Source organism: Streptomyces sp. NPDC058145 (assembly GCF_042884245.1).
In the GTDB taxonomy this organism is placed as follows: Bacteria; Actinomycetota; Actinomycetes; order Streptomycetales; family Streptomycetaceae; genus Streptomyces.
The window spans coordinates 554991-576774 of sequence record NZ_JBHVUH010000003.1 but is presented as its reverse complement, the minus strand read 5'-3'; the positions used below and the strand labels follow the sequence as shown (position 1 = coordinate 576774).

The following is a 21784-nucleotide window of genomic DNA, read 5'->3' as shown; positions in this document are numbered from 1 at the left end:
TTCACCGCCCCCATAACGGAAGTTCGCCCACAATCGGACATAACCCCCGCGGGTGGGGCGGGTCATGACGGGCTGATACGGGAGTAACCGCCCGTGATGTCAGACCCGGCCGTTAGTCTCGGGGATCATGAGACTCCTGCACACGTCCGACTGGCACCTTGGCCGGGCCTTCCACCGGGTGAACATGCTCGGTGCCCAGGCCGGGTTCATCGGTCACCTCGTCACCACCGTGCGTGAGCACGCGGTGGACGCGGTGGTCGTGTCCGGTGACGTGTACGACCGCGCGGTGCCCCCGCTCGCCGCGGTCGAGCTCTTCGACGACGCCCTGCACCGCCTCGCGGAGCTCGGGGTGCCCACGGTGATGATCTCCGGCAACCACGACTCGGCCCGCCGCCTCGGCGTCGGCGCCGGTCTCATCGACCGCGCGGGCATCCATCTGCGCACCGAGCCGTCCGCCGTCGGCGCACCGGTGGTGCTGCGGGACGCCCACGGGGACGTCGCCTTCTATGGCCTGCCGTACCTCGAACCCGCCCTGGTGAAGGAGGAGTTCGCGGTGGAGAAGGCGGGTCACGAGGCCGTGCTGGCCGCCGCCATGGAGCGGGTCCGCGCCGACCTCGCCGGCCGTGCGCGGGGCACGCGGTCCGTCGTCCTCGCCCACGCCTTCGTCACCGGCGGCCGGGCCAGCGACAGCGAACGGGACATCACGGTCGGCGGGGTGGCCGCCGTGCCGGCCGGGGTCTTCGACGGCGTCGACTATGTGGCGCTCGGGCATCTGCACGGCTGCCAGACCCTCACCGAGCGGGTGCGCTACTCGGGCTCCCCGCTCGCCTACTCCTTCTCCGAGGCCGACCACCGCAAGAGTATGTGGCTCGTCGACCTGGCCGCCGACGGCTCCGTCACGGCCGAGCGCCTCGACTGCCCGGTGCCGCGCCCGCTGGCCCGCGTCCGGGGCACCCTGGAGGAGCTGCTCGCCGACCCCGGCCTCGCCCGCCACGAGGATGCCTGGATCGAGGCCACCCTCACCGACCCGGTCCGCCCGGCCGACCCCATGGCCCGGCTCACCGAGCGCTTCCCGCACACCCTCAGCCTGGTCTTCGCCCCGGACCGGGCGCCCGACGACGCGCGGGTGTCGTACGCCCGGCGGCTCGCCGGCCGCGGCGACCAGGAGATCGCCGAGGACTTCGTCGCCCATGTGCGCGGCGCCGGCCCCGACGAGCGGGAGGCGGCCGTGCTCCGCGACGCCTTCGACACGGTGCGCGCCCACGACGCGGTGCGGGAGGTGGCGCGGTGAGGCTCCACCGGCTCGACATCACCGCCTTCGGGCCCTTCGGCGGCTCCCAGAGCGTCGACTTCGACGCGCTCTCCACCGCCGGGCTCTTCCTGCTGCACGGCCCCACCGGCGCGGGCAAGACCTCCGTCCTGGACGCCGTCTGCTACGCCCTCTACGGCACCGTGCCCGGCGGCCGGCAGACCGGCCAGGGCATGAACCTGCGCAGTGACCACGCCGAACCGGGCACGCGCACCGAGATCCGCCTCGAACTCACCGTCGCCGGACGGCGGCTGGAGGTCACCCGGCAGCCGCCGTGGGAGCGGCGCAAGCTGCGCGGCACGGGCACGACCGTCGACAAGGCGCAGACCTGGCTGCGCGAGTACGACGCCCCGGCCGGCACCTGGAAGGACCGCAGCCGCTCACACCAGGAGATCGGCGAGGAGATCACCCAGCTCCTCGGCATGAGCCGCGAGCAGTTCTGCCAGGTGGTCCTGCTGCCCCAGGGCGACTTCGCCCGCTTCCTGCGCGCCGACGCCGAGGCCCGGGGCCGGCTGCTCGGCCGCCTCTTCGACACCCAGCGCTTCGCCGACGTGGAGAAGCGGCTCGCGGAGCGCCGGCGCGCGAGCGAGGCCCGGGTGCGCGACGGCGACGCCGCGCTGCTCGCCGACGCCCACCGTATGCAGCAGGAGGCGGGCGACGCCATGGAGCTGCCCGAGCTGAGCCCCGGGGAGCCCGGTCTCGCCGAGGCCGTGCTCGATGCCGCCGCCGTGGCCCGCAGCACCGCGCGCGAGCGTCTCACCGTCGCGCAGTGCCGCCTCTCCACCGCCGAGTCCGCCCACGAAGCGGCCCGGCACGCCCTGGACGAGGCACGCGAACTCGCCCGGCTGCAGAGCCGGTTCGCCGAGGCCCGGCAGCGGGCGGAACGCCTCCAGGAGGGGGCCGGCGCACACCGCGAGGCGCAGGAGCGGATGGCGCGTGCGCGCAAGGCCGAGATGGTGGCGCCCGCGCTGGACCTGCGGAACGCGGCCGAGCACGAGCACCGCGAGGCCGCCAGGGCCGAGGCACGCGCGCGCGTCGACCTGTCCGGCTCCCACGCCGGTGACGGCCCGGCGGGCCTCGCGGCCGCCGCCCGCCGGGCCACCGAGGAACTCGGCGGCCTCGAGTCGGCCCGGCGCGCCGAACGGCGGCTCACCGAGGCAACCGAGGAGCGGGCCGGTCTCAACCAGCAGGAGCGCGTCGACGAGGACGTCCTGCGCGAGGCCGATGCCTGGCTCGCCGACTGGGACACCACCCGCGCGGCCCTGCGGTCCCGTGTCGAGTCCGCCCAGGAGGCGGCCACCCGCGCCGAGCAGCTCGCCGTCCGGCGCGAACCCGCGCAGCGGCGCCTCGCCGCGGCACGCGGCCGGGACGAGCTAGCCGCCGATCTGGAGCGGGCCCGGCACCGGGCGCTGGCCTCGCGGCAGCAGGCCGTGGACGCCCGCGCCCACTGGCTCGACCTCAAGGAACAGCGCCTGAACGGCATCGCCGCCGAGCTGGCCGCGCAGCTCTCCGACGGCGAGCCCTGCGCCGTCTGCGGAGCCACCGAGCACCCCGCGCCCGCCCGTAAGGTCGCCGGGCACGTCGACCGTGAAACCGAGGAGCGCGCCCTCGCCGACTGCCGGCGGGCCGAGGAACAGCACGCCGAGGACGAGCGGAGTCTCGGCGTCGTCCGCGAGGCGCTGGCCGCCGCCACCGCCGAGGCCGGCGACACGCCCACGGAGCGGCTCGCCGCCGAGGCCGCCGACCTGGAGCGGGAGTACACGAGCGCGCGCCGGGACGCCTCCGCCCTGCACGCCGCCCACGAGGAGTTGCGCCGGGCCGAGCAGGAGCGCGAGCGCCGCCTCGACGAGCGCCAGCGGGCCGCCGTACGCACCGCCGCACGCCTGACCCGGCGCGAGACCCTGGAGCGCGAACAGGCCGCACTGGAGCAGGAGTTGACCCAGGCGCGCGGCGCTGCGGCCAGCGTGGCCGCCCGGGCCGCGGAACTGGAGCGGCAGACGGCCCGGCTCACCGAGGCCGCCGACGCCGCCCGCGCGGCCGAGGACGCCGCCCAGCGTCTCAAGGACGCCGACGCCCGCCTCGCCGACGCCGCCTACCGCGCCGGCTTCGACACCCCGCGGGCCGCGGCCGCCGCCCTCCTCGACGACGCGGCCCACCGCGAGCTGCAGCACCGCCTGGACGCCTGGCAGACCGAGGAGGCGGCGGTACGCGCCGTGCTCGCGGAGGCCGGCACCGCTGCCGCCGCCCAGCGGCCACCCGCCGACCCGGACGCCGCGGAGCGGACGGCGGCCGAGGCGGCACGGCGGCTGCGCGAGGCGGCCTCCGCACGGGACGCGGCGGACCGCCGCAGCACCGAACTGGACCGGCTCTCCGCCCGCGCCGCCGAGGGGGTGCGCCGGCTCGCGCCCCTGCGCGAGGAGTACGACCGGGTGGCCCGCCTGGCCGCGCTCACCGCGGGCACCTCCGCCGACAACGAACGCCGGATGCGCCTGGAGTCGTACGTGCTCGCGGCCCGCCTGGAGCAGGTCGCCGCCGCCGCGACCGTGCGCCTGCACCGCATGTCCTCCGGCCGCTACACCCTCGTCCACTCCGACGACCGCACCGGACGCGGCCGCAGCGGCCTCGGCCTGCACGTGGTCGACGCGTGGACCGGCCGCGAACGGGACACCGCCACCCTGTCCGGCGGTGAGACCTTCTTCGCCTCCCTCGCCCTCGCCCTCGGCCTCGCCGACGTCGTCACCGACGAGGCGGGCGGCGTCCGCCTGGACACCCTCTTCATCGACGAGGGCTTCGGCAGCCTGGACGACCAGACCCTCGACGAGGTCCTGGACGTCCTGGACGCGCTGCGCGAACGCGACCGCAGCGTGGGCATCGTCAGCCACGTCGCCGACCTGCGCCGCCGCGTCCACGCGCAGCTCGAGGTGGTGAAGGGCAGATCGGGGTCCGCCCTGCGGCAGCGCGGCGACTGACCCGGTCAGCGGCCGAGCGGACGCCGGGGGAGCGGCGAGGAGTACACCACGCTCGTGGTCACCGAGCCCAGCCCGCCGATCCTTCCGGAGATCTCCTCCAGATGCGGCATCGACCGCGCGGCGACCTTGATGACGAAGCAGTCGTCACCGGTCACGTGATGGGCCTCCAGGATCTCCGGCGTCGCCGCCACCAGCTCGTGGAACGGCTTGTAGTTGCCGTGCGGGTAGCGAAGCCGGACGAAGGCGAGGATCGGCAGGCCGAGCCGCTCGGGGTCGACGACCGCCGCGTACCCCTGGATCACGCCGGCCTCCTCCAGCCGGCGCACCCGCTCGGTGACGGCGCTCGGTGACATCGAGACGGCCCGCGCCAGCTCCGCGTAGCTGGCCCGGCCCTCGCGCTGCAGGACGTCCAGGATGCGCCAGTCGGTGGCGTCCGGGGAATACACGGTCATGCCGGATGGATAGCAGGGAAAACACCGGCCGATCAAGCCGAACCCCGGGGATCGCCACTTCGCCGGACGGGCCCGCGGCCATAGATTTCCCGTCATGATCACCGACACCGTGAACCCCGTCCTGCGCGTCGCCCCCGCCGCCCCGGCCGAGGCCGCCGCCCACTTCCGGGCCTCTCTGGCCTTCCACGCCGACGTCTCCGACGTCGCCGCCGCACTCGCGGCCGGCGGCGACCCCGGCTTCGTCGTGGTCGACTCCCGCTCCACCGGGTCCTGGGACCAGGGGCACATCCCGGGCGCCGTCCACCTGCCCACCGCGCTCATCCCCGAGCAGGCGGAGCGACTCCTGGACAAGGCCGTGCCCGTGGTGACCTACTGCTGGGGCCCCGGCTGCAACGGCGCCACCCGCGCCGCCCTGGCACTCGCCGAACTCGGCTACCGGGTCAAGGAGATGCTCGGCGGTTTCGAGTACTGGGCGCGGGAGGGCTTCGCCTACGAGACCTGGCAGGGCGGCGCCCGGCGCGAGACCGATCCGCTGACCGCGCCGGCCGAAGGCGAATGCGGCTGCTGACCCCGGCGGGCGACCACCGTGCGTGTAGGTTCTGCCCATGTCTCGATACGCGGATCCAGGCGCGCTGCAATGGGTGGAGTCGGGCGGAGGGCCCCTGATAGCCGTGCCGGAGACGGTCCTGCCGTTCTGGGCGGGCGCCGACAGTGAGGAGTTCGCCACCGACTACGACCGCGCGTGCGAGGTCGACGGATACGCCGGCCTGCTCCCGGTCGGCGACAGCGCGGCCCTCGTCCTCGGCGACGAACCCGCCGCCACCGCCTACCTGCCCGACCGGGGTGTCTTCGTACGCTGGTCCGCCGCGCACTCCGAGCGCGAACTGCTCGCCCATGTCCCCGCCGCGCTCGACACGGCCGTGTGGGAACCCGAGGTCCGCTGGCAGGTGCCCGGCCCGGTGGTGCTGTTCGACGCCGCCCGGCCGGGCGGGACCGTGGACCACGCGGGACATCTGCGCGTCCCGCTCGCACCGGGCCCGTACGCGGTCGACGCCGCCTACGCCCAGCCGGGCCCGGAGACCTGGCTGGGCCTGGTCCGGCTCAGACGGCTCGCCTCCTGACCCGGGAGTCCGCGGGTCAGCGCAGTTCGTCGAAGGCGATCCGCAGGTGGCGCGGGCCGCGCAGCACCGCGTTCTGCCGGTAGGGCGGCGGATCCTCGACCAGACGGGGGTTGTCCAGCCGCCGGGCCAGTTCGGTCAGCGCGATCTGCGTCTCCAGACGGGCCAGCGGAGCGCCGAAGCAACTGTGGATGCCGCTGCCGAAACCGAGGTGCTGGATGTCGCCGCGGTCCGGGTCGAACCGCTCGGGGTCCTTGAACCGCTCCGGGTCCCGGTTGCCCGCGGCGAGCATCAGCCAGATGCGCGAGCCCTTGGGGATGGTCACCCCGCGCACCTCGATGTCGGCGATGCAGGTGCGCTGCGGCACGATCTGCACCGGCGGCTCGTACCGCAGCAGTTCCTCCACGATGTTGGCCGCGAGGCCCGGGTCCTCCCGCAGCCTCCGCAGGACGTCCGGGTGGCGCAGCAGGGTGAGCATGCCGTTGGTGATGAGGTTGACCGTGGTCTCGTGACCGGCGATCAGCAGCAGCACCGCGGTGCTCATCACCTCCATCATGGTCATGGCGCCCTCCGGGCCGCGGCTGTCCGCGAGGTCGGACAGCATGTCGTCCTGCGGATCCTTGGTGCGCTGCTCGACCAGCCCGGCCAGGTACATGCCGAGCTGCATCCGCGCCTCCTGGGCCGCCTTCACGAACTCCTCGTCCGCGCTCTCGCGCGTCTCGGGGTCCAGGCTGGCGACGAGCGGATCGACCCAGGAGCGGAAGCGCGGCTCGTCCTCACGGGGCACGCCCAGCAGCCGGCAGATGACCGTGACCGGGAACGGGTAGGCGAACTGGTCCACCAGGTCGATCTCGCGCGCCTCGCCGAAGCCGTCGATCAGCCCGCCGACGATCTCGTGCAGATCGCCCCGCATGGACTCGATCCGGCGCGGCTTGTGGGGCGGCCCGAAGGCGCTGTTGGCGATCCGCCGCAGCCGGTCGTGCTCGGGCGGGTCGAGCCTGAGGAAGGACGGGGGGAGTCCCGTGCTCTGCGCCTCGGCCAACTCGTCCCCGGCAGCGGCCAGGTTGGCGGCGTCGGAGCTGATCCGCGGATCGTGGAGCAGGCTCTCGATGTCCCAGAACGAGCTGACGACGTACGGGCCGTCCTCCTCCTCGTGCAGCACCGGAGTCCTGCGGAGCTCCTCGTACAGCGGATACGGGTCGGCGCGGTTGGCGAAGTCGGTGATCCGGCGGAACAGTGAGGCCTGCGTCATGACAAGTCCTTGGGGCGTCGGGGCCACGGCGGCGTTCAGTGGTGGGCCGGGGTGAACACCAGTTGCTGGTCGGCCGGTGAGTAGCCGCTCAGGGTCACGGTGGGGCCGTGGGTCGGCAGGGACGGGTCGGGGAAGTCGGCGTCGACCGGCTGCCGGCCCTCGGGGCGCCGGTCCACCGTCGCGTACTCCACCGGGAACGGCGCGCCCCGCTCGATCTGCCGCTGGTAGAACTCCAGCCAGCGGGTGTTGTCGAAGCTGACGGCGGCGACCACCCGGCCCTTGTAGCCGTAGACGCCGACGAACCTGCGCTCGGCCGGCGAACCCTGCGTGATCATGATCTGGTCGCCCATGGGCGGTACGCCGACGGACTTGATGTTCACCCTGAACTGCGAGGACCAGAAGGCGGGCATCCACAGGTGCGGGCGCCGGTCGGCGCCCCGGCAGATCATGTTGTGCGCGGCGGTCTCCGCCTGGGCGACGGCGTTGCCCCAGTGTTCGAGGGAGAGGAACTGGTAGCCGAACAGCGCGTGCGGCGACCGTGCGACGTCACCCGCGACGAACACGTCGTCGGTGACGATGCCCCGGAAGTCGAAGGCCCGGCAGCCGGCGTCGCAGGCGATGCCCCGCGGTCCCGCGCCGAGCCCCGACCCGGTCAGCCACTCGGTGTTGCGCAGCGAACCGAGCGAGACCACCACGACATCCGTCTCGACCTCGCCCCCGTCGGACAGGTGGACGGCACGCACCCGTCCGGCCGGGTCGCCCTCCAGCGCGGTGACCGTGACACCGGTGCGCAGGTCCACGTCGTTCTCGGTGTGCAGCTCGGCGGCGACGGCGCCGATCACCCCGCCGAGCGCACCCACCAGCGGGGCCCCGGCCCGCTCCGCGAGGGTGACGGCGAGGCCCATCTCGCGGCACGCCGAGGCGACCTCGCACCCGGCGAACCCGGCGCCGATGATGAACACCCGGCGCGCCGACCTCAGCCGCTGCAGCAGCCCGGCCGCGTCGTCGCGGGTGCGCAGCAGGAAGACGCCGTCCAGGCGGCCCTCCTCCTCCTTGAACCAGGGCCGGGCCCGCACTCCGGTCGCGATCAGCAGCCGGTCGTACTCCACCTCGTCCCCGTCGGCCAGTCGCACCCGCTTGGCGGACAGGTCGAGGCCGGTCGCCGCCACGCCGAGCCGCCACTTGGCGTCGATCTCCCGGCGGTGGGGCAGGTCGGTGCGGTGCGGGGACGCCATGCCCAGCAGCACGGCCTTGGACAGCGGCGGCCGGTCGTACGGCTCGTACGGCTCGTCCCCGATCATCGTGAGCGAACCGGCGAACCCCTCGGCACGCAGCGTCTCGGCGGCCCGCAGCCCGGCCAGCGAGGCGCCGACGATCACGATCCGGCCCTCGCGCCGGAGCCGGTCCACGTGGTCAGCGGCCATCGGACGCCTCCCCCGCGGATCCGGCCGTACCGCCGGCCGGGCCGTCCAGACCGTCGGCGGTGATCGCCTGGACCGGGCAGGCGGCGACCGCCCGGGCCAGCCGCTCGCGCTGTCCCTCGTCCGCCCGGGGGTTGTAGACCAGCGACTCCTCGCCGTGCATGGCGAAGACGTCGGGCGCCAGGAACGCGCACTGCGCGTACCCCTGGCACTTGTTGAGATCGACGACGAGCCGCATCGATACTCCGCCCTTCCGGTGGCCAGGTCCGGTGCTCACCACCCGCCCAGTGCGGGCACCCCCGGACGGCGGTCATGTCCCGCTGGCCAGCATGAAAGCCGTGCGGGTGCCCCGCGCGCCGGGCGAGCCGTTCGGGTGAGCGGCCCCGCGCGGTGCGACGTCGCCGTCTCACGCGGCTGGGGTGGTACGGGATCTCGCGCGCCGGCTCGCGAGGATGTGCAGGCTCAGCACCAATGACCAGGCGGGGAAGACCAGTTCCGCCCAGGGGACGTTCGACGAGACGAACAACAGTGTCACGGCGGTGAGGAAACCGAGGACCGTGAGCCAGCGCGGCAGGACGCCGAGCCGGTGCCCGATCACCGACAGGGAGGACACGAAGACGGCCGCCATCCGCATCGCGTACCCGGTGAGCAGCGTGTACGCGAAATGGCGGCCGAAGTCCCACGCGGCCAGGTCGGGCGTGGCGCCGGCCGGGTGGCCGACCGCCAGCACGGCGGCGGCCGCCGCGGCGGCGCCGAACATCGTGGCGGTGAAGACCAGCCCGCTGCCGAGCAGCACGGTGGCGAGGAACCTGTCCTCCACCTCACCCACATGGGCCCGTACGGCACCGAGGAACCACAGGAAGAAGATCCCGGCGAACGGGACCAGGTCGAGCGCCCAACCCACCGCGTCGCGCCGCCCCGCGTCCGTGAACCCCTGCGCCGTGACCGCGCCGGCCCCCTCGGGAATCCCCAGCCTGACCAGCACGATCGCCGCGGCCAGCAGCACCGCGAACACCACTCCCGCCAGCCCGGCGGCCCGCGGTGTCTCCAGCGCCTTCTGCCCCGGTCCCGTTCCCTGCATGCCGGCCCGCCTCCCGTCGCACAGTCCGGGCACCAGCAAGCGGCCTCACCCCGGCCCACGCCACCGGGGACGTCCGTACGGCCGAGCCGCCGCACGGGACGTGACCGGTGCCCGGGGGCCGGGGCCGACGGGTTCCGAAGGGGTTTCGGACGGGAGGTGGGCGCGGGTCAGAGCCGGGAGAGCTCGTCCAGCAGGTCGTCCAGGCCCAGGGAGCCCTGGGAGAGGGCTGCCATGTGCCAGGCCTTCAGGTCGAAGGCGTCGCCGTGCCGGGCACGGGCGTTCTCGCGGCCCAGCAGCCAGGCACGCTCGCCGAGCTTGTAGCCGATCGCCTGGCCCGGGATCGTCAGGTACCGGGTCAGCTCGCTCTCCACGAAGTCCGCCGGACGGCTGCTGTGGGAGCCGAAGAACTCCTGCGCCAGCTCCGGCGTCCAGCGCTCACCGGGGTGGAACGGCGAGTCCGCCGGGATGTCCAGCTCCAGGTGCATGCCGATGTCGACGATCACCCGGGCCGCGCGCATCATCTGTGCGTCCAGGTAGCCGAGCCGCTCCTCCGGGTCCGTCAGATAGCCCAGTTCGTCCATCAGCCGCTCCGCGTACAGCGCCCAGCCCTCCGCGTTGGCGCTGACCCCGCCGACCGTGGCCTGGTAGCGGGAGAGGTCCTTGGCCACGTGCGCCCACTGCGCGAGCTGCAGATGGTGCCCGGGCACGCCCTCGTGGTACCAGGTCGACACCAGGTCGTACACCGGGAACCGGGTCAGGCCCATGGTCGGCAGCCAGGTCCGGCCCGGACGTGAGAAGTCCTCCGACGGAGCGGTGTAGTACGGGGCGGCGGCACCGCCGGGCGGGGCGATGTGCGACTCCACCTTCCGCACCCGCTCGGCGAGTTCGAAGTGCGTGCCGTCCAGGTCCGCGATGGCCCGGTCCATCAGGCCCTGCAGCCACTCGCGGACCTCGTCGACGCCCTCGATGTGCCGGCCGTGCTCGTCCAGATGCGCCAGCGCCACCCACGGCGTCCCGGCGCCGGGCAGGATCCTCTCCGCCTCCCGCTTCATCTCGCCGAGGATGCGGTGGAACTCCGACCAGCCGTACGCGTACGCCTCGTCCAGGTCCAGGTCGGTGCCGTTGAAGTAGCGGGCCCAGCGGGCGTACCGCTCGCGGCCCACCGTGTTCGGCGCGCCCTCGACGGCCGGCGCGTACACGTCCCGCATCCAGTCCCGCAGCCCGGCCAGCGCGGCCGTCGCCGTGCGGGCCGCGTCGTCCAGTTCCGCGCGCAGCGCGTCCGGACCGGCCGCGGCGAAGTCCTCGTACCAGCCGCGGCCCTTGCCGTCGGTGTCCGTCCATTCGGAGAGCTGCCCGATGTACGTCGCGGTCGGCCGGGGCGCCGCGTACAGCTTGCGCTCCAGGCCCAGCTCCAGGGACTCCTGGTAGCCCGCGACCGCGGCCGGCACCGCGCGCAGCCGCTCCGCGATCGCCGCCCAGTCCTCCTCGGTCTGCGCCGGCATCACCGTGAACACGTCCCGCACCGAGTGCCCCGGCGTGCTCATGTTGCCGACCGCGCGCAGGTGCTCGTCGGCCTCGTGCACGGCCAGCTCTGCGGTCAGCCGCTCCCGCAGCAGCCGGCCGCAGCGACGCTCCACGTCACTGTCCGCCCCGGGCTGCCGCTCGGCCTCGTCGAGCCTCGCGAGCGTCGTCCGCATCAGCGCCGCCAGGGCCTCCTGGCCGTCCGGGGAGTAGTCGGGCAGCCTGGCCGAACTCTCCTTCACACCGAGGTAGGTACCGGTGACCGGGTCGAGGGCGATGAGGTCGTCCACGTATGCGTCGGCGACCTGACGGGGCAGCGGGATCTGGATCTCAGACATGGCGCCCATCCTCATACGCGAACGGTGCCTGCGTCACCCATGCATCCCGGATTCAGCCGGGGGCAGAAGCGGCCCGCAGTCCCACTGCTGGAAGATCAGCCGGGTCTCCACCCGGGCCACCTCCCGCCGCGCGGTGAACCCGTCCAGCACCAGCCGCTGCAGATCGGCCATGTCCGCCACGGCCACGTGCACCAGGTAGTCGTCGGGACCGGTCAGATGGAACACCGTGCGTGACTCCGGCAGCGCGCGGATCCGCTCCACGAACGGCCCCACCAGCTCCCGGCGGTGCGGCCGCACCTGCACCAGCAGCAGCGCCTCCAGGCCGCGCCCCAGCTTGGCCGGGTCGAGCCGGAGCTGGTGGCCGAGGATCACGCCCGCGCGGCGCAGCCGGGTCACCCGGTCCAGGCACGTCGACGGCGCCACACCCACCTGGGCGGCGAGATCGCGGTACGTGGTCCGGGCGTCGTTCTGCAGCAGCCGCAGCAGATGAAGATCCACCGGATCCAGTGCGACAGATTCGGCCATGTGCCGAACGTAGCACGGTGTCCGGCCCCCGGGACCCGTCCGGTGTTCACCCTTCCGCCCATGGACACAGCGAGCACGGGTGCCTACGACGCCGTACGCACCGCATCGAGAGCACTGGCCACCGAGGCCGTGCACGCCGGCCGTGACGACCTGGCCCGCCAGGGTCTGCACGCCCCGCCGATCGACCTGTCCACCACCTACCCCTCCTTCGACAGCCGCGGTGAGGCCGCCCGCATCGACGCCTTCGCCACCGACGGCGCCGACCCCGACGGCCCGCCGATCTACGGCCGTCTCGGCAACCCGACCGTGGCCCGCTTCGAGACCGCCCTCGCCCGGCTGGAGGGCACCGAGTCGGCCGTCGCCTTCGCCAGCGGCATGGCCGCGCTCAGCGCGGTCCTGCTGGCGCGCTCCGCGACGGGGCTGCGCCATGTGGTCGCGGTACGCCCGCTGTACGGCTGCAGCGACCACCTGCTGACCGCCGGGCTCCTCGGCACCGAGGTCACCTGGACCGACCCGGCCGGCATCGCCGACGCGCTGCGCCCCGACACCGGTCTGGTGATGGTCGAGTCACCGGCCAACCCGACCCTCGCCGAGGTGGACCTGCGGGCCGTCGCCCACTCCTGCGGCTCGGTCCCGCTGCTCGCCGACAACACCTTCGCCACGCCGGTGCTGCAGCGCCCCGCCGAACACGGCGCACGGCTGGTGCTGCACAGTGCCACGAAGTACCTCGGCGGCCACGGCGACGTCCTCGCCGGTGTGGTGGCCTGCGACGAGGAGTTCGCCGGACGGCTTCGGCAGATACGTTTCGCCACCGGTGGTGTCCTGCATCCGCTGGCCGGCTACCTGCTGCTCAGGGGCCTGTCCACACTGCCGGTGCGGATCCGGGCCGCCTCCGCGAGCGCCGCCGAACTGGCCGACCGGCTCGCCGCCGACCCGAGGGTGGCCCGCGTCCACTACCCGAAGCTGGGCGGCGCGATGATCGCCTTCGAGGTGCACGGCGACCCGCACGAGGTGATCGCCCGGGTCGGCCTGATCACCCCGGCGGTCAGCCTGGGCAGCGTCGACACCCTCATCCAGCACCCCGCGTCCATCAGCCACCGCATCGTCGACGCCGACGACCGGCGCGGCGCCGGGGTGAGCGACCGGCTGCTGCGGATGTCCGTGGGCCTGGAGGACGTCGACGACCTGTGGGCGGACCTGGACCAGGCGCTGGGGGAGCGGACCCGGACGCCGGTCCCGCTGCGGGACGCCGCGGCCCTCCAGGAGGCCGCGGGCTGACTGGGCCCCGCACGGACGACGGCGGCCCGGTACGGGGGTCCGGGCCGCCGTTCCCGCCGCGGCCTCAGTCGCGGCGGGCCGCCTCACCGAGCCGCTCCGCGCGGCCCTCGTGCGACGCCCGGGCGGCGACGGCAGCGGTGTCCAGACGCGCCGTGACGACCAGGGTGCCCTCCTCGATCTGGTAGTCCAGGGGCAGCCCGAGGCCACGCATCGCCGCGACCATCCCGGTGTTGGAGGCCTGCGTCACGGCGTACACGCTCTCGCAGCCGGCCTCCACGGCCATCGTCACCAGGCGGCCGAGCAGTTCGGCGCCGATGCCGCGCCGCTGCCAGGCGTCCTCGACCAGCAGCGCGACCTCGGTCTCGTCGCCGTCCCACAGCAGATGGCCGAGGCCGACGATGCGCCCGGAGGCGGTCTGCGCGGCCAGCGTCCGGCCGAAGCGGGGGCTGAGCAGGTGGTTCAGATAGCGGTCGGTGTCCCCCGCCGGCCCGTGGTAACGCAGGCCGAGGGTGCGCTGTGAGCACCGCTCGTGCATGGCGCCGGCGGCCGTGAGATCGCCGGTGTCCACCCGGCGCACGGTGATGTCGGCGCCCTCGGGCAGCGTCAGCACGTCGTGGCCGCCCGGGATCCGCGGACCGAGCCGGCTGTCCAGCTCCACCAGCGCCCTGGCCCGCGCGAACTCGGCCGGGGTGAACGGCAGATACGGCCGCTCCACGGTCAGTACGCCGCCCTCGGGCGCCCGCAGCCGCATGACGGTGTCCTCGAGCACCCCCTCCGCGGGCACCGGCTCCGGTCCGCGACCCCCGCCGAAGGGTGTGGCGGGCAGCGAGCGGATCGTGCACCGGCCCAGCAACTGCCGCAGCGCCAGCGGAAGTTCCGCCGTGTCCAGCGCGGTGCGTGCCGCGAGGGCCAGGACCCGGGTCGGGGCGTCCACCAGGTCGTGGGCGTCGGCCCGCTCGGTCCAGGTGGACGCGCCACCGGCCAGCGACACCGTCCGGGTGAGCTCGGTCGCCGTGAGCGCCGCGGGCGCCCGCAGCAGGAACTCGTCCACGGTGCCCTCGGCCAGCGGGTGCGTCTGCAGGCTCAGGATGTCGACCCGCCGTCCGGCCAGCGCCGTGCACAGCGCGGCCAGCGAGCCGGGCTCGTCCCGCACCGTGGTCCGCATCCGCCACAGCACGCTCGCCCCGGCCGTGTCCGGTGCCGACGCGTCCGGGTCCTGCGCGGGCCCGGCCGACCGCACCTCGGCGGCCGACCGGGCACTGGTATCCTCGGCCGGCGGCGCGTGCCCGTGGTGGCGTGCCCACCAGGTGTGGAAGCCCGCCGTCGCGGCCAGCACGACCGCCGAGATCACCAGCAGCGCGGGACCGTCGGGGCCGTGTCCGATCAGGTTGGCCACGCCGTCCGCCACCGCCACCGCGGTGAACAGGGCGGCGAGTTCGACGAGGTCCCGCCGCCAGTGGTGCACGGGCCGGCCGTGCTTCGTCCGGGTCACTCGGCACATGTCTGAAGTCATGCAGCCACTGTGAAGGAACGGTGTTGCGTGATCACGAACGATGTGTGACCGATGGGTAAAGCATGCTTCCGTCCTTTTTGTTGGATTTTCCAGTACCGAGGCCGGCTCAGGCGGCCGCTGCCAGGGTGGTACGGGACCCGATGGCTCCGGCGGGTCCCTACTGACCGACCCGGCCCGGCTGCAGCGTCCGTGTGAACAGCACCGTGCCGTCCTGCTCGCGCAGCCGTACCGTCAGCTCGCCGCTGCCGCCGTCGATGTCGACCTCGCCGAAGAACTGGTAGCCGCCGGCGGGCGAGACGTTCGACGCGGTCGGCGCCTTCACGAACACCCGCTCCGGGCCGAAGGTGCCGTCCAGCGTGCCGGCCGGGAAGGCGCCGGCGTTCAGCGGGCCGGAGACGAACTCCCAGAACGGCTCGAAGTCGGTGAACGCGGCCCGCGACGGCTGGTAGTGCTGGGCCGAGGTGTGGTGCACGTCCGCCGTCAGCCACACCGTGCCGGTGATCCGGCGGTGCTTGACGAACCGCAGCAGCTCGGCGATCTGCAGCTCCCGGCCGAGCGGGGCCCCCGGGTCGCCCTGTGCCACCGCCTCGAAGTTCGGCCGGTTCTCCGTGGTGTCGGGCACCACGAGACCGATCGGCATGTCCGCGGCGATCACCTTCCACACCGCACGCGACCGTGCCAACTCGCGCTTCAGCCACTCCAGCTGCTCCCGGCCGAGGATGCCCTGCGGGTCCGTGGTCCGGTCGTCGGGCGAGTTGGCGTCGCGGTAGGTGCGCATGTCCAGTACGAACACGTCCAGCAGCGGACCCTGGCGCAGCACGCGGTGTACCCGGCCCTCCTTCGTGCCCGGCCGCAGCGTGGAGAGCGGGAAGTACTCGCTGAACGCCCGCCGCGCGCGTGCCGCCAGCACGTCGACGCTCTTCTCGGTGTACCGGGTGTCCGAGGCGGCGATCACCTCGCCCGGGTACCAGTTGTTGCGCACCTCGTGGTCGTCCCACTGCACGATGGAGGGCACCTGGGCGTTGAACCGCCTGAGGTTGTCGTCCAGCAGGTTGTAGCGGAAGTTGCCCCGGTACTCGGCGAGGGTCTCGGCGACCTTCGCCTTCTCCTCGGTGGTGACGTTCCGCCAGGTGCCGCCGTCGGGCAGGGCCTGGGTGGCGGCGATGGGGCCGTCGGCGTAGATGTTGTCGCCGCTGCACAGGAAGAAGTCCGGGTCCAGCTTCCCCATCGCGTCGTAGATCCGGTAGCCGCCGCGGTCGGGATTGATTCCCCAGCCCTGTCCGGCCAGGTCGCCCGACCACAGGAACCGCACGCCGTCCCGGCGGCGCCGGGAAACCGTGCGGAAGGTGCCGGTCACCGGCTCGCCGGTGCGGCGCGGGTCGTCGGGGTCGGCGAGCAGCACCCGGTAGTGGATCTGCTCGCCGGAAGGCAGTCCGTGCAGCCGGGTGGTGCCCGTGAAGTCCGTGCCGGCGGCCAGCAGCGGGCCGTGCCATCGGCGCGGGTTCCGGAACGACTCGGTGGCCGAGGTCTCCACGATCATCCGGGCCGGCCGGTCCGAACGCACCCAGACCAGACCCGAGTCGGTGGTCACGTCGCCCGTCTGCGCGCCCCAGTCCGCCGAGGGGCGCCCGGAGCGGGCGAAGGCGGGTGCGGTGCCGAGGCCCACGGGCAGGGTCAGGGCCGCCGACGCGACGAGGGAGCCGCGCAGCACGCCGCGGCGGCCGGGGAACGGGCGGTGGGACATGGCTGTGCCTCCAGGGACGGGATCCGGCCAGTGTGCAGAGCCACACCTACTGGTGCGCCGCGGCGCGCGCGCGAACCGCAGGTGAACAATGGGCCGCCCCGGGGGCCTTCAGCCGGTCAGCGGCTGCCGTCGAGGATGACGCGGGCGACCAGCGCCGGGTCGTCGTTCATCGGGACGTGCCCGCAGCCGGGCAGTCGCACCAGCCGGGCGTGCGGGATGATCGTCTTGGCGCGGACGCCCTGGCGGCGCACCAGGAGCCGGTCCTGGGTGCCCCAGGCGACCGTGACGGGCAGCCCGGGCAGTTCGTCGGTGAACCGGACGGTTGTACCCGCCCGCAGGGTCGCGTCGAAGCCGGTGGCCCCGGCCAGCGCGAGCGTCTCGGCGACCACGGCGTCGGGTGAACGGCGGCCGGGGCGGCGGTAGATGGTGCTCGTCAGCGCGGTGCGCCCGGCCGCTGAGCGCGACAGCCGCTCCACCAGGGGCAGCGGCAGCCGCTGGGCGATGCCCCGCATGGCGAGCAGCAGCGCGAAGGCGTAGCGGCGTTCGGCCTGCGTCCAGAACCCGGCGGGGGAGAGAGCGGTGACGGACCGTACGAGCTTCTCGCGTCCCAGTTCCAGGGCCAGCAGGCCGCCCAGCGAGTTGCCGGCCACGTGCGGGCGGTCCAGTTCCAGCGCCTCGAAGAGGGAGGCCAGCACGGCGTTGGTCGTGGGCAGGTCGTAGGCCAGGCCGCCCGGCAGACCGGGGGACGCGCCGAAGCCCGGGAGGTCCACCGCGATCACCTCGCGCTCGGTGGCGAGGATGTCGACGACCGGGTCCCAGGCCTGCCGGTGGTGGCCGATGCCGTGCAGCAGGACCAGTGGCGCACCGCGTCCCACGCGCGCGTAGGAGACGGTCACGTCCCTCGGGCCGTGCGGAGTGGGGACCGAGAAGGTGGCGGTGGCGGACATGGGGGTGCTCCTCGTCTGGGCTGCTGACGGACGCCGTAGACAGCTTGTCAGCAATTGCTACCGACGGGTAGCCCCTTGCTCGCTCCCGAAGTCCGCGCGCCCGCTCGCCCCGAGGGTCGCGGCGCGACGGGCTTCTCCGGAACGTCACACCTGCCCACCTGTGCGAACGTCGTATGAACGCCGCGCGGTGCCGCCCCTGTGTGTGGCCCCAGGGATCGAGGATTGGTCTTGACCAAGGGTGTGGGCCGCCTTATGGTCGCAGATAAGTGCAACAACCTTTAATAAACAAGGGCGCTAAAAACCGCCGGACCACGGCACTTGCGGAGGACAGGGTGGGGACCACGCAGCTGGAATCGGTGCCGGAACCGAAGTACTGGCATCTCAAGACCGTGCTCAGCGAGGCACTCGACTCGGAGTTCTCGGTCGGCGAGATCCTGCCCAACGAGCGTGATCTGGCCGCCCGCTTCGGCGTGGCCCGCGCCACGCTCCGCCAGGCCCTCGAACAGCTGGAGCTGGAAGGCCGGCTGCAGCGTCGCCGCGGCGTCGGTACGACCGTCGCGCCCCCGCGCGTGGGCGTGGCCGTGGGCAGCCGGCAGCACACCTGGCCGGGCTCCGCCGAGGACGCCTGGCAGCCCGTGGACTGCGTCCGCGCCGCGCCGCCCGCCGCGGTGGCCGCCGCCCTGGAGACCGGCTCCGGGGAGCCGGTGCACATCGTGCGCCGCTCCCGGGCGTCCAACGGCCAGCGCGTCGCCACCGAACTGCTCCACATCCCCGACGCCGCGGTGCCCGACCTGACCGCGATCGATGCCCCGTCCGGCGCGGCACGCGCGCGTGCGGTGCTGCGCGAGCTGCAGCGCCTGGAGCTCGAGGGCCAGGACCGTGCCGTAGAGCTGGGCTCGGCCCGCGCGGACGACGCCAAGGACCTCGACCGGCTGCCCGGCGCACCCGTCCTCGTCGTCACCACGCGGTTCTTCGCCGAGGGCCGCACCGCCGCGCTCTCCCTGGCGACCTACCGCGCGGACACCTGCCGGCTGACCTTCGGCGACTCGCCCGACGTGGAGATACACCACGACCCCGAGCAGCGGGCCTCCTGAACGACGCATCCCCGCCCGCGCTCCGGAACTCCACCGGGGCGCGGGTGGGCGTTGGCCGCGTCGGCCGCGCCGGTGGCCGTCGCCGCCCGCCCGACGATCACATGCCCGGTCTCAACGCCGCGCGGTGACCGTTCCCTCCACCGCGAACAGCTCCGCCTCGACGTGGTCGAGGGCCAGCCGCAGCGCGCCCGTGGCCACGGCCGCCCCGCCGAGCGCGGACAGCGCCACCCTGGGCGGGCGCAGGCAGTAGCGCGCGAGCTCGCGGCGCAGCGGATCGAGCACACCGTCCAGGCCGGCCGCCCAGCCGCCGATCACCACCAGCTCGGGATCGAGGGCCAGCACCAGCGCGGCCACGTCGTGGACGAGCCGCTGGATGAACCTTTCGACCGCCGCCCCGGCCCGCTGGTCGCCCTCCCGGGCGAGCGCGAACACCTCCGCGACCGCCTGTTCGTCCAGCGGGTGCAGCGGTTCGTCGGTGGTGGACAGCAGGGTCTCCGGGGTCACCTCCCGGCCCAGCAGATGCAGCGCGCCGATCTCCCCGGCAGCCCCGCCGTACCCCCGGTGCAGCCGCCCGCCGATCAGCGCGCCCGCGCCGGGGCTGAGCCCGGCCAGGACGAACACCAGGTCGTCGGTCTCCGTCGCCGCGCCCTTCCAGTGCTCGGCGACGGCCGCCGCGTTGGCGTCGTTCTCCACCAGCACCGGGCACTTGAAGGAGCGACTGAGCCGTTCGCCGAGCCGCAGGCCCGTCCACTCCGGCAGCGCCGTGCCCAGCCGTACCGTCCCGTCCGCCTCCACGATGCCCGGTGAGGCCACGCCCACCGCCCGCAGCGAGCCGCGTGCCACCCCGGCCCGGCGCAGCAGTTCGGCGACCGCGCCGCGCAGCCGGTCGAGACGCTCGTCCGCCGGTGCCGTCTCGGCCACCTCCTTGGCCTGCGAGCCCAGCACCCGTCCGTCCAGGTCGGACAGGAGCGCGGCGACCCGGTGCGGGCCGATCTCCAGGCCCAGCAGATGTCCGGCCTCGGCCCGGAACCGGAACCGGCGGGCGGGCCGCCCCTGACGGCGCGCGGTGCCCTCGTCGGCGGCCTTCTCGACCACGAGCCCCGCCTCGATGAGCCCCTCGACGACGCCTTCGACGGTCGGCCGGGACAGACCTGTGACCCGGGTGACCTCGGTGAGCGTCGCGCAGTCCGTGGCCCGCAACGCGTGCAGCACCACCGCGGAGTTGATCCTTCGCAGCAGCGAGGGATCGCCGCCGGTAAGCTGCCCCACCGTCCGTCCTCCCAGCTCGCGGGCGTGTTGGGCGGATCGTACTCGGCCCGGCCCACCCCTGCGAGTGCCGGGCCCCGCCCCACCCCCCGGGTCAGCCGGGCGCGACGAACCCCGACTCGTAGGCGGCGATCACCGCCTGGGTGCGGTCCCGTGCCCCCAGCTTGGCCAGCACGCCGCTCACGTGCGACTTCACCGTCTCCGTCCCGACGACCAGCCGGGCGGCGATCTCCGCGTTCGACAGCCCCCGTGCCATCAACCGCAGCACCTCCGCCTCCCGCTCCGTCAGCCCGGCCCCGGTCAGCGGGGCGCCGGCCGCGCGCCGCTCCCCGAACCGGGCGGCGAGGCGCCGCACGGACGCCGGGAACAGCAGCGACTCGCCGTCCGCCACCAGCCGCACCGCGTGGACGATCTCGGCCGGCCGGGACCGCTTCAGCAGGAACCCGTCGGCGCCGGCGCGCAGCGCCTCGTACACGAACTCGTCGTCCTCGAAGGTGGTCACCACGATGATCTTGGGCGGTGCGTCCACCGTGCGCAGCACCGCGCGCGTGGCCTCGATCCCGTCCATCAGCGGCATCCGGACGTCCATGGCGACCACGTCCGGCCGCAGTCGGCGCACGAGCGGGATGACCGCCGCCCCGTCGGCGGCCTCACCGACCACCCGGATGTCGGGCTGCGCCTCCAGCACGGCGCGCAGACCCGCGCGCACCAGGGGCTCGTCGTCGACCAGGAGTACGGTGACCGGCATCCGGCCAGCGTAGATCAACCGAGCGGAAGCTCCGCACGCACCTGCCAGCCGCCCTCGTCGGGGCCGGTGCGGGCGCTGCCCCCGAGCAGCGCGGCCCGCTCCCGTATCCCGCGCAGCCCGCTGCCCCGCCCGGTCCGGGGCGGCCCGGCAGGCAGCGGATTGCGGACCTCCAGGGTGAGCGCGTCCCCGCGCACGGACACCCGGACCCGCACCGGGACGGCTCCCGCGTGCCGCAGCACATTGGTGAGCGCCTCCTGCAGGATCCGGTACCCCTCGCGCGATACCGGCCCCGGTACGGATGCCACCGGGCCGGTCACCTCGGCCTCGACCTTGGCACCGGAGGCACGTGCCGACTCCAGCAGGCGGTCGGCGTCGGCCAGTGTGGGCCGGGCGCTCGCCGGCCGCTCCGACTCGCGCAACACGCCGAGCACCCGCTCCAGATCGTCGAGGGCGGCCCGGCCGGTCTCCTCGATGGCCTCCAGGGCCCGGTCGGTGAACTCCGGATCGCCCGCCGCCCGCGCCGCGCCCGCCTGCACCACCGCCACCGTCAGGGCGTGGCCGATCGAGTCGTGCAACTCCCGCGCGATGCGGGTGCGTTCCAGCAGCCGCTCGGTGCGCTCCTCCAGTGCGGCCAGCCGCTCCGCGGCGGACGGCCCGAGCAGCCGGCGGGCACACACGGTGATCAGCTCGCCGAGTCCGACGACGACCCCGTACAGGGCGAGCAGCGGCACCGGCGCCAGCAGGGCCCACGCCCGATCCGGCGGCAGCAGGTCCAGCAGGGGCACCCCCGAAGGAGCCCGCCCCCAGGCGCACTTCGCCAGCTCGTACGCCGCGATCGGCATCCACACCGAGAAGAACGAGGTCACCCAGCCGAGGAGGATCCGCAGCTCCAGCCACAGCACCATGCGGCCGCGGTCCCGCCAGCCCGCCGACGCGGTGGCGGAGATACCGGGATCCTCCGCGCCGGGCGTCAGCAGCAGCCGGCCCTGGACGCCCTCGCCCACGCGCACGGCCGGCACCAGGCCGACCGGGACGAGCACGAGTGCGGGCACCCACGGCTTCGACTCGTCGATCAGCATCCACACGCTCTGCAGCAGCATGGGAACCCACAGATGCAGCAAACGCGTGTACGTCGTCCCGCGCGACAGCGGGCGCAGGAAGCGGACCATGGGCCCATCCTCGCAGGGGCCCCGGCGGCGGACCTCCCC

The 21784-nt window shown here is 74.2% G+C and carries 19 protein-coding genes; 6 read left to right on the top strand and 13 right to left on the bottom strand.

The genetic code is table 11. The features are described from left to right. Positions 1–127: 127 nt before the first annotated feature. Positions 128–1291 carry an exonuclease SbcCD subunit D gene (locus ACFVVO_RS09535; RefSeq protein WP_390053239.1) on the top strand — a complete coding sequence of 388 codons (1164 nt, stop codon included), beginning with the start codon at positions 128–130 and terminating at the stop codon, positions 1289–1291. Continuing rightward, the gene (locus tag ACFVVO_RS09530; RefSeq protein ID WP_390053237.1) at positions 1288–4278 is read left to right on the top strand and encodes an AAA family ATPase; all 2991 of its coding nucleotides are present in this window, start codon (positions 1288–1290) and stop codon (positions 4276–4278) included. The genes ACFVVO_RS09535 and ACFVVO_RS09530 overlap by 4 nt, the downstream gene beginning before the upstream one ends. A gap of 5 nt (positions 4279–4283) precedes the next feature. Here ACFVVO_RS09530 and ACFVVO_RS09525 read toward each other — a convergent pair whose 3' ends face one another. Then, positions 4284–4730 carry an Lrp/AsnC family transcriptional regulator gene (locus ACFVVO_RS09525; RefSeq protein ID WP_390053235.1) on the bottom strand — a complete coding sequence of 149 codons (447 nt, stop codon included), beginning with the start codon at positions 4728–4730 and terminating at the stop codon, positions 4284–4286. Positions 4731–4824: 94 nt separating this feature from the next. Here ACFVVO_RS09525 and ACFVVO_RS09520 point away from each other — a divergent pair, with 94 nt between their 5' ends. Both ACFVVO_RS09520 and ACFVVO_RS09515 read left to right on the top strand, forming a co-directional pair. Beyond that, positions 4825–5298, top strand: a complete 474-nt coding sequence (locus ACFVVO_RS09520; RefSeq protein ID WP_390053233.1) for a rhodanese-like domain-containing protein — start codon at positions 4825–4827, stop codon at positions 5296–5298. A gap of 37 nt (positions 5299–5335) precedes the next feature. Beyond that, positions 5336–5851 carry an immunity 21 family protein gene (locus tag ACFVVO_RS09515; RefSeq protein WP_390053232.1) on the top strand — a complete coding sequence of 172 codons (516 nt, stop codon included), beginning with the start codon at positions 5336–5338 and terminating at the stop codon, positions 5849–5851. A 16-nt stretch (positions 5852–5867) separates the two neighbouring features. On the opposite strand, the gene ACFVVO_RS09510 is transcribed toward ACFVVO_RS09515, so the two are convergent. The 6 genes from ACFVVO_RS09510 to ACFVVO_RS09485 all read right to left on the bottom strand — a co-directional run bounded on the left by ACFVVO_RS09510 (position 5868) and on the right by ACFVVO_RS09485 (position 11986). After that, a complete protein-coding gene (locus ACFVVO_RS09510) occupies positions 5868–7100 on the bottom strand; it encodes a cytochrome P450 (RefSeq protein WP_390053230.1) in 1233 nt (410 codons plus the stop codon). A gap of 35 nt (positions 7101–7135) precedes the next feature. Next, positions 7136–8524, bottom strand: coding sequence for an NAD(P)/FAD-dependent oxidoreductase (locus ACFVVO_RS09505; protein ID WP_390053229.1), 1389 nt, complete (start codon positions 8522–8524; stop codon positions 7136–7138). Then, positions 8514–8759, bottom strand: a complete 246-nt coding sequence (locus ACFVVO_RS09500) for a ferredoxin (protein WP_390053227.1) — start codon at positions 8757–8759, stop codon at positions 8514–8516. The genes ACFVVO_RS09505 and ACFVVO_RS09500 overlap by 11 nt, the downstream gene beginning before the upstream one ends. A 168-nt stretch (positions 8760–8927) precedes the next feature. After that, positions 8928–9602, bottom strand: a complete 675-nt coding sequence (locus tag ACFVVO_RS09495; RefSeq protein WP_390053225.1) for a hypothetical protein — start codon at positions 9600–9602, stop codon at positions 8928–8930. A gap of 167 nt (positions 9603–9769) precedes the next feature. After that, complete coding sequence (locus tag ACFVVO_RS09490; protein WP_390053223.1) at positions 9770–11461, bottom strand: DUF885 domain-containing protein; 1692 nt, start codon at positions 11459–11461, stop codon at positions 9770–9772. Positions 11462–11494: 33 nt separating this feature from the next. Next, the gene (locus tag ACFVVO_RS09485; RefSeq protein ID WP_359549201.1) at positions 11495–11986 is read right to left on the bottom strand and encodes an Lrp/AsnC family transcriptional regulator; all 492 of its coding nucleotides are present in this window, start codon (positions 11984–11986) and stop codon (positions 11495–11497) included. Positions 11987–12046: 60 nt separating this feature from the next. Here ACFVVO_RS09485 and ACFVVO_RS09480 point away from each other — a divergent pair, with 60 nt between their 5' ends. Next, positions 12047–13264 (top strand): trans-sulfuration enzyme family protein, encoded by a 1218-nt coding sequence (locus ACFVVO_RS09480; protein WP_390053221.1) that lies wholly within the window; start codon positions 12047–12049, stop codon positions 13262–13264. A gap of 64 nt (positions 13265–13328) precedes the next feature. On the opposite strand, the gene ACFVVO_RS09475 is transcribed toward ACFVVO_RS09480, so the two are convergent. The 3 genes from ACFVVO_RS09475 to ACFVVO_RS09465 form a co-directional block, all read right to left on the bottom strand. Beyond that, positions 13329–14777, bottom strand: a complete 1449-nt coding sequence (locus ACFVVO_RS09475) for a GNAT family N-acetyltransferase (protein WP_390053219.1) — start codon at positions 14775–14777, stop codon at positions 13329–13331. A 157-nt stretch (positions 14778–14934) separates the two neighbouring features. Beyond that, entirely contained in the window at positions 14935–16521 is a 1587-nt protein-coding gene (locus tag ACFVVO_RS09470; protein WP_390053217.1) for an alkaline phosphatase D family protein, read from the bottom strand. A 116-nt stretch (positions 16522–16637) separates the two neighbouring features. Next, a complete protein-coding gene (locus ACFVVO_RS09465) occupies positions 16638–17468 on the bottom strand; it encodes an alpha/beta fold hydrolase (RefSeq protein ID WP_390053215.1) in 831 nt (276 codons plus the stop codon). 332 nt (positions 17469–17800) lie between these two features. Between ACFVVO_RS09465 and ACFVVO_RS09460 the strand changes: the two genes are divergently transcribed. Further along, positions 17801–18562: a GntR family transcriptional regulator gene (locus tag ACFVVO_RS09460; protein WP_390053213.1), complete on the top strand. Its 762-nt coding sequence runs from the start codon at positions 17801–17803 to the stop codon at positions 18560–18562. A gap of 111 nt (positions 18563–18673) precedes the next feature. Here the strand turns inward: ACFVVO_RS09460 and ACFVVO_RS09455 are convergent, their stop codons facing one another. The 3 genes from ACFVVO_RS09455 to ACFVVO_RS09445 form a co-directional block, all read right to left on the bottom strand. After that, on the bottom strand, positions 18674–19831 hold the full coding sequence (locus ACFVVO_RS09455; protein WP_390053211.1) for an ROK family transcriptional regulator: 1158 nt from the start codon (positions 19829–19831) through the stop codon (positions 18674–18676). Between the two features lie 91 nt (positions 19832–19922). After that, a complete protein-coding gene (locus ACFVVO_RS09450) occupies positions 19923–20576 on the bottom strand; it encodes a response regulator (protein WP_390053209.1) in 654 nt (217 codons plus the stop codon). A 14-nt stretch (positions 20577–20590) separates the two neighbouring features. After that, positions 20591–21745: a sensor histidine kinase gene (locus ACFVVO_RS09445; protein WP_390053207.1), complete on the bottom strand. Its 1155-nt coding sequence runs from the start codon at positions 21743–21745 to the stop codon at positions 20591–20593. Positions 21746–21784 lie beyond the last annotated feature (39 nt).

What these genes read in the sequence shown, in the direction of transcription:
- ACFVVO_RS09535 (WP_390053239.1), top strand. Translation starts at nt 128, where the DNA reads ATGAGACTCCTGCACACGTCCGACTGGCACCTTGGCCGGGCCTTCCAC.
- ACFVVO_RS09500 (WP_390053227.1), bottom strand. Translation starts at nt 8,759, where the DNA reads ATGCGGCTCGTCGTCGATCTCAACAAGTGCCAGGGGTACGCGCAGTGC.
- ACFVVO_RS09450 (WP_390053209.1), bottom strand. Translation starts at nt 20,576, where the DNA reads ATGCCGGTCACCGTACTCCTGGTCGACGACGAGCCCCTGGTGCGCGCG.
- ACFVVO_RS09495 (WP_390053225.1), bottom strand. Translation starts at nt 9,602, where the DNA reads ATGCAGGGAACGGGACCGGGGCAGAAGGCGCTGGAGACACCGCGGGCC.
- ACFVVO_RS09480 (WP_390053221.1), top strand. Translation starts at nt 12,047, where the DNA reads ATGGACACAGCGAGCACGGGTGCCTACGACGCCGTACGCACCGCATCG.
- ACFVVO_RS09510 (WP_390053230.1), bottom strand. Translation starts at nt 7,100, where the DNA reads ATGACGCAGGCCTCACTGTTCCGCCGGATCACCGACTTCGCCAACCGC.
- ACFVVO_RS09505 (WP_390053229.1), bottom strand. Translation starts at nt 8,524, where the DNA reads ATGGCCGCTGACCACGTGGACCGGCTCCGGCGCGAGGGCCGGATCGTG.
- ACFVVO_RS09490 (WP_390053223.1), bottom strand. Translation starts at nt 11,461, where the DNA reads ATGTCTGAGATCCAGATCCCGCTGCCCCGTCAGGTCGCCGACGCATAC.
- ACFVVO_RS09515 (WP_390053232.1), top strand. Translation starts at nt 5,336, where the DNA reads ATGTCTCGATACGCGGATCCAGGCGCGCTGCAATGGGTGGAGTCGGGC.
- ACFVVO_RS09485 (WP_359549201.1), bottom strand. Translation starts at nt 11,986, where the DNA reads ATGGCCGAATCTGTCGCACTGGATCCGGTGGATCTTCATCTGCTGCGG.
- ACFVVO_RS09525 (WP_390053235.1), bottom strand. Translation starts at nt 4,730, where the DNA reads ATGACCGTGTATTCCCCGGACGCCACCGACTGGCGCATCCTGGACGTC.
- ACFVVO_RS09520 (WP_390053233.1), top strand. Translation starts at nt 4,825, where the DNA reads ATGATCACCGACACCGTGAACCCCGTCCTGCGCGTCGCCCCCGCCGCC.
- ACFVVO_RS09445 (WP_390053207.1), bottom strand. Translation starts at nt 21,745, where the DNA reads ATGGTCCGCTTCCTGCGCCCGCTGTCGCGCGGGACGACGTACACGCGT.
- ACFVVO_RS09470 (WP_390053217.1), bottom strand. Translation starts at nt 16,521, where the DNA reads ATGTCCCACCGCCCGTTCCCCGGCCGCCGCGGCGTGCTGCGCGGCTCC.
- ACFVVO_RS09465 (WP_390053215.1), bottom strand. Translation starts at nt 17,468, where the DNA reads ATGTCCGCCACCGCCACCTTCTCGGTCCCCACTCCGCACGGCCCGAGG.
- ACFVVO_RS09475 (WP_390053219.1), bottom strand. Translation starts at nt 14,777, where the DNA reads ATGACTTCAGACATGTGCCGAGTGACCCGGACGAAGCACGGCCGGCCC.